Raw genomic sequence first — 6,824 nt, 5'->3', positions numbered from 1 at the left:
GTTAGAAACATGAATAATTTTAAAATTAAACATAAAACTACATTAAGTATAAAAACACTCATATATTACAATGAAATAACAAAACATACTATTATATATTATTATGCGTATCTATATTTGAAAATTATTTTATAACTTCGCAATATGATTTCTAGCAACAGAACATATTATTATAGAATTTTCACCTCAATTATGGGATAAGGAATTCTTATGTATATACAATTCAAACCTCGTCCTAAGACGGGGTTTTTTGATTTTTAAATTAGAGAGAAATGAAAATAGGTATTATCGGTATAGGATTAATAGGTGGTTCGATGGCGTTAAAATTAAAACAGAAAGGCCTTGCAACTTATATTTACGGAATTGACAACAACGAACAGCATCTTAATGAAGGCATACAGCTTCAAATTATCAACGAGAAAGCAAACTTAGAAGAAGGGATCAAGAATTCTGACCTCATCATTATTGCAGTTCCCGTAGATGCTACAAGAATACTACTTCCTAAGGTTTTGGATCTGATTTCCGAAGATCAGACGGTTATGGATTGCGGCTCTACAAAGTCAGGAATCATCGAAATGGTTAAAAACCACCCTAAAAGACCCAGATATGTCGCTTTTCACCCGATGTGGGGAACGGAAAATAATGGTCCAAGGTCTGCTGTAGCGGAAAGTTTTTCCGGAAAAGCCGGGGTTATTTGCAATAAAGAAGAATCTGCTGAAGACGCTTTTGCACTAGTGGAAAAGATTGTATACGCACTAGACATGCATCCTATCTATATGAATGCTAATGATCATGATATTCACACCGCGTATATTTCTCACATTTCCCATATCACCTCTTATGCTTTAGCTAATACGGTTTTGGAAAAAGAGCGTGAGGAAGAAACCATTTTCCAACTGGCGAGTTCCGGGTTTTCAAGCACTGTACGTCTGGCAAAATCACATCCGGAAATGTGGGTTCCTATCTTTAAACAGAATAAAGAGAATGTTCTTGATGTTTTGAATGAGCATATCTCGCAATTAAGAAAATTCAAATCGGCTTTAGAAAAGGAAAACTACGAATATTTAGGAGAACTGATCTCCAATGCCAACAAAATAAGAGAAATACTTGATAAATAATCATTTGTACTATTTAAGCGTTATAAACTTCCTATTAAGGGAGTTTTTTTTGTTTCACATTTTCAATCAAATATTTAATTTTATTAAAATATTATTTAACTTTATTAAAATTAATATTACATTTACAAAAATATTTTCAATGAAACTACCCATCATTTGTCCCAGTTGCGACCACACTTTAAATGTGAGTCAGATGAAATGCCCCAACTGCACGACAGAAGTTAATGGAGATTATGAACTTCCTGTTATTCTGAAGCTCAATCGTGATGAACAGGAATTTATCCTCAATTTTTTCCTGTCCAGCGGAAGTATTAAAGAAATGGCAAAACAGGCAGATCTCTCCTATCCTACCATGAGAAATAAAATGGATGATCTTATTCAAAAAATCAATGTATTAAAAAACTAAATCAAAAAACTCATCAACATGAATTGGAAAACAATTTTCAACCCTTTTTCAAAATATAGCGAAAGCCAGCTTCTTATTACAGGAATAGTATCTCTAGGAGTCACTTTATTATTATGTAATGTATTGAACTTACAAGTAGACAGTATTTTTCATTACCGGTATGCAGATGAAAAAGGTTCATTAGTTGAAAGCATAGGTTACAGTTTACTAAGCTATATCATTGCCATCATCATTTTTTTCATTCTCGGAAAATTATATAATAAAAGGACAAGGTTTATTGATATTGTCAATACCATTTTAATTTCCCAAATCCCAGGAATTTTTATTATTCTGATCAGTGAAATTCCTATTATTAATAAAAGCATGGAGTCGATACAGATGATGGCAGAAAAAAATCCGGCAAATATTTCCCCTGTAGATCTTATTGTTGTCTGTATTTTCAGTTTTTCAGCTCTTTTATTAATTGCTTACGGAATGGTTCTTATTTATAACGGCTTCAAAACAGCAACCAATATTAAGAACTGGAAACAGATCGTCATTTTTGCATTTCTAATTATCGTTACCACCATCACTTGTCAATTTATATTTTAAAAACTATGAAAACCAAACTTTTATTTATTTTACTTTTATTCGGAATTCAATCTATTTTTGCGCAACAAATCGTCGGTTCATGGAAAGGAGAACTAGACATTGAAGGAAACAAACTTCCCTTTATCATTCATATAGAAAAGGATAAAAATTCTTATAAAGCTTTACTTGACAGTCCTGCACAAGGAGCCGAAGGCATCCCTGCCGAAAAGGTATCTTTCATCAACAATGAGTTGATTTTAGACATTACCAATGCCAATGCTTCTTATAAAGGTAAACTTGAAAACAATACTATTTCAGGTAATTTCATCCAGAATGGAAAAACTTTCCCCTTAGTTTTAAAGCCTTACGATAAAAAAGATTCCAAGGATTACAAAAAACTTGAAGCTCTAAAATTATCAGATAACCTATCACAAAGTTTAAGTAAAATTGATGATTTCATCTCTTATTTAGAAAAAAACAATGCTGAAGCAGGTGAGATCTCAATTTTCAAAGGTGGAAAAGAGATTTACAAAAGAAATTTTGGTGAAACAGGTCTTTCTCAGAAGGATAAAGTAACTTTTCAGATCGGCTCGATCACAAAATCGATGACCGCCATGATGCTGTTTAAGCTTATTGAGAAAAAACAATTGGACCTAAATGATAAGCTTTCAAAGTTTTATCCTAAAATTCCGAATGCTGAAAAAATAACGATTTCACAATTGCTTCACCATTCTTCAGGACTGGGAGATTATGTTACAGGAAAGAATACCATGAAATGGCTTACAGAAAAGGTTTCTGAAGAGCAGATCATAAACCACATTATTGAGCAGGGTTCTTTATTTGAACCGGGGACAAAAGTTCAGTATTCCAATTCAGGGTATTATTTACTGACAAAAATTTTAGAAAAAATCAGCAGAAAATCTTATGCTGATAATTTAAGGGAAACATTTGCACAGCCTTTACAATTAAAGAACTTTTATACAGTGAGCCAAAAGCCTACCAATGTTTTCAGTTCTTACAGCTATGCCAATGCGTGGGAGCCTGTAAAAGATTTTGATTTCAACAATGTAGTGGGTGTAGGTGATATTGCCACTGCACCAACGAATTTAAATATCATTATTAATGCTCTTTTTGCAGGAAAAATAGTCTCTAAAGAAAGTCTTTCCGCTATGATGCCTAAAGAGGACAGATTCGGAATGGGACTCGCTTTAGTTCCTTTTTATTCCAAAATGTTTGTAGGACACAGCGGCGGAACCTACGGAACCAATTCACTAATGATCTATAACGGTGAAGATGATATTTCAATTTCTTATTCTTTGAACGCTGACAGAATCGGAGCCAATAATTTCACTATTGATATTTTAAGTATACTTTATAATAAAGAATTTAGCCTCCCTAATTTTGCAACTACAAAAATTACAGAAACTGAGCTAAAACAATACGTTGGAGATTATTCATCTAAAGATATTCCACTTGGTCTTAAAATCTTCATTAAGAACGGAGGATTATTCGGACAGGGAACAGGACAACCTGAATTTCCTTTGGAATATGTAGAAAAAGACCAGTTTAAATTTGACAATGCCGGTCTGAAGATGACTTTCTTTCCCGAAAAAGCAGAAATGCAGCTGGAACAAGGCGGTGGAAAGTTTTTATTCAATAAGAAAAAATAAATGAAAACCTCAGATACTTAGATCTGAGGTTTTTTCTATTTAAGTCAAAAATTTTCTTAACATTCCGGCACATTCACCGCAATCGCCAATCCCCCTTCTGAAGTCTCTTTAAAACGGTCACTCATCGCCAAAGCTGTTTCCCACATCGTCTGAATCACCTCATCTAAAGTTACTTTTGCTTTTGTAGGGTCACTTTCTAATGCAATATTTGCTGCCGTGATAGCTTTTATGGCTCCCATTGTATTCCTTTCAATACACGGAATCTGAACCAATCCTTTGATCGGATCGCAGGTAAGCCCCAGATGATGTTCCATGGCAATTTCCGCTGCCATTAAAACCTGACCGACACTTCCGCCAAGAATTTCCGTTAAACCAGCCGCAGCCATTGCTGATGAAACCCCGATTTCTGCCTGACAACCTCCCATTGCTGCAGAGATTGTCGCATTTTTCTTAAATAAAGTTCCAATTTCACCTGCTACCAATAAAAATCTTACAATATCATCTTCGCTTATAGAGTCCGTGAAAGCCTGCGAATACATTAACACTGCCGGAATTACTCCACTTGCTCCGTTTGTAGGTGCCGTGATAATTCTTCCGAAGCTTGCATTTTCTTCATTTACCGCCAATGCAAAACAAGCGATCCATTTATTGATGTTTGTGAAATTCTCTTCAGCATCCACTACTTGCTGGAACCACTCGTCTTTATTTTTATAGATTTTATCTCCTAATAATTTTCTGTTCAGTCCGGCTGCTCTTCTTGTTACATTTAAACCTCCGGGAAGAATTCCTTCTTTATTGACCCCTTTATAGATACATTCTTTAATTTGCTGCCAGATATAAAGCGCTTCCTTTCTTGTCTCCTCCTGTGTTCTCCAACTTTCTTCATTCATCAGGATTAAATCTGAAATTCTGCTAAGCCCCAGTTTTTCACAATATTTTACAATATCTGAAGATTTATGACAAGGATATAAAGTACGGATACAATGTTTCTGGATTGATTTTTTTTCCTGACTCATAATAAATCCACCACCTACGGAATAAAAATCCTGAACAAGCTCTGTTCCGTCTTCAAAAATCGCCTTAAAGATCATGCCGTTCGGATGATAATCAAGTGATTTTTGCATATTTAAAATCAAATGATGTCCATAGATGAAAGGAATTTCCTTTTCACCGCCCAGGTTAAGAATCTGAGTAGTTTTTATTTTTTCAATTTTTTCATCAATTTTAGTAGTGTCGATTGTTTTAAAGTCTTCTCCACTCAACCCCAACATTCCAGCTATATCCGTTCCGTGTCCGATTCCCGTTTTTGCCAGTGAACCGAAAAACTCAACGAAGACTTCCTTTACCTCCTCTATTGATCTTTCTCTTTTTATAATTCTTATGAATGCAGAAGCTGCATTCCAAGGTCCCATTGTATGCGAACTGGACGGACCTATTCCCACTTTAATAATCTCAAAAACCGATATTGATTCCATATAGAAAATTCATCATTTTTCCTAAACACAAAGATACACGATAAATTGAAAAGCAAAAGCCGAAGATGAAATTTCACCTCCGGCTTTCAAAATTAAAACTATATGAACTCAAATATTATGAATGTGAACTTAGTATTGCCATAAAACGAATAGATAATTCACAATTGACTTTTAACAAAGGCTTTCTTCATGTTGTGAGATATCCAATCCCATATTCTCTGACTCTTCTGAGACTCTTAACGTTATAATACTATCTGTAATCTTATACAAAAGCAACGATCCAAAAAATGCAAATAACGAAACAAGCACTAATGCAATCATATGATGAGCAAATACTTCAATTCCTCCATGAAGAAGGCTTGCATTTTCACCATGAGCAAAAATTGCAGTTAAGACCATTCCCATAATTCCTCCCACTCCATGACAGGCAAAAACATCCAACGTGTCATCTACCTTCTTCAACGCTTTCCAGTTCACCATTATATTGGAAACAATTGCCGAAATAAAACCGATAAAAAGACTTTCTGAAACAGAAACAAAGCCACATGCCGGAGTAATGGCAACCAAACCAACTACGGCTCCGATGCACGCTCCTAAAGCCGAAACTTTTCTTTTATTGATCCGGTCAAAAAAGATCCATGTCATCATGGCTGAAGCTGAAGCAATCGTTGTAGTTCCAAAAGCAGTTGCTGCAGTCGCGTTGGCACTTAACGCAGAACCCGCGTTGAAACCGAACCATCCGAACCAGAGCATGCCTGTTCCCAACATTACATATGAAATATTTGAAGGTTCATGATGTGGATTTTTTCTTTTCCCCACCACTATGGCTCCTGCCAATGCTGCAAACCCTGCACTCATATGAACCACTGTTCCTCCTGCAAAGTCTTTCACTCCGAAATATTTATTTAAAAGTCCATCCGGATGCCATACCATATGACATAAAGGAGTATAGATAAACAGGCTGAACAAAACCATGAACAACAGATAAGAAATAAACCTCACTCTTTCAGCAAATGATCCCGTGATCAAAGCCGGTGTAATAACTGCAAATTTCATTTGAAACAAAGCAAAAAGAATAAAGGGAATTGTAGAAGCCATTGCTTTATGCGGCAATACTCCTACTCTGCTGAAAAAGGGATAGCTTAAAGGGTTTCCTATTATTCCATAATGTTCTCCATTCATCGTAAAGCCAATAGAATCTCCAAAAGAAAGCGAAAAACCAACTACTACCCATAAAATAGAAATTACACCCAAAGCAATAAAGCTTTGCAGCATGGTAGAAATTACATTTTTCTTACCCACCATTCCGCCATAGAAAAATGATAGGCCCGGAGTCATTAATAAAACCAAACCTGCAGCTGCCAAAATCCAGGCAACATCTGCACCAACAATTTTACTTTCATCTAAGAATTCTCCTGTATTCGGGAAATCTGCAATGGGACTCCAAAACAATCCACCGATTGCCACTAGAGAAATGATAGCAAATGACACTACCCATTTAAGTCCTACTTTCATAAAATTTTCAATTACCCCATCAAAAGTAGTAATAATTTTTCAAAATAAACTAAAATAAATAAAAAATACC

Annotated in this window: 6 protein-coding genes; 4 read left to right on the top strand and 2 right to left on the bottom strand. The window is 35.2% G+C overall.

Annotated features, from left to right (window positions below):
- The first annotated feature begins 272 nt into the window (after window positions 1–272).
- The 4 genes from P0Y62_19315 (at window position 273) to P0Y62_19300 (ending at window position 3,764) form a co-directional block, all read left to right on the top strand.
- Window positions 273–1,118 carry a prephenate dehydrogenase gene (locus P0Y62_19315; GenBank protein WEK69939.1) on the top strand — a complete coding sequence of 282 codons (846 nt, stop codon included), beginning with the start codon at window positions 273–275 and terminating at the stop codon, window positions 1,116–1,118.
- A gap of 139 nt (window positions 1,119–1,257) precedes the next feature.
- Window positions 1,258–1,524, top strand: coding sequence for a DUF2089 family protein (locus P0Y62_19310; protein ID WEK69938.1), 267 nt, complete (start codon window positions 1,258–1,260; stop codon window positions 1,522–1,524).
- A gap of 18 nt (window positions 1,525–1,542) precedes the next feature.
- Complete coding sequence (locus P0Y62_19305) at window positions 1,543–2,115, top strand: YIP1 family protein (GenBank protein WEK69937.1); 573 nt, start codon at window positions 1,543–1,545, stop codon at window positions 2,113–2,115.
- A 5-nt stretch (window positions 2,116–2,120) separates the two neighbouring features.
- Window positions 2,121–3,764: a serine hydrolase gene (locus tag P0Y62_19300; GenBank protein WEK69936.1), complete on the top strand. Its 1,644-nt coding sequence runs from the start codon at window positions 2,121–2,123 to the stop codon at window positions 3,762–3,764.
- A gap of 56 nt (window positions 3,765–3,820) precedes the next feature.
- Here P0Y62_19300 and P0Y62_19295 read toward each other — a convergent pair whose 3' ends face one another.
- Window positions 3,821–5,239, bottom strand: a complete 1,419-nt coding sequence (locus P0Y62_19295; protein WEK69935.1) for an L-serine ammonia-lyase — start codon at window positions 5,237–5,239, stop codon at window positions 3,821–3,823.
- Between the two features lie 171 nt (window positions 5,240–5,410).
- Window positions 5,411–6,754, bottom strand: a complete 1,344-nt coding sequence (locus P0Y62_19290) for an ammonium transporter (protein WEK69934.1) — start codon at window positions 6,752–6,754, stop codon at window positions 5,411–5,413.
- Between the last annotated feature and the right edge of the window lie 70 nt (window positions 6,755–6,824).

Source organism: Candidatus Chryseobacterium colombiense, from assembly GCA_029203185.1.
GTDB classification, from domain to species: domain Bacteria; phylum Bacteroidota; class Bacteroidia; order Flavobacteriales; family Weeksellaceae; genus Chryseobacterium; species Chryseobacterium colombiense.
Note: the sequence above shows the minus strand (reverse complement) of the source record. Positions and strands in the feature narration are given on the sequence as shown.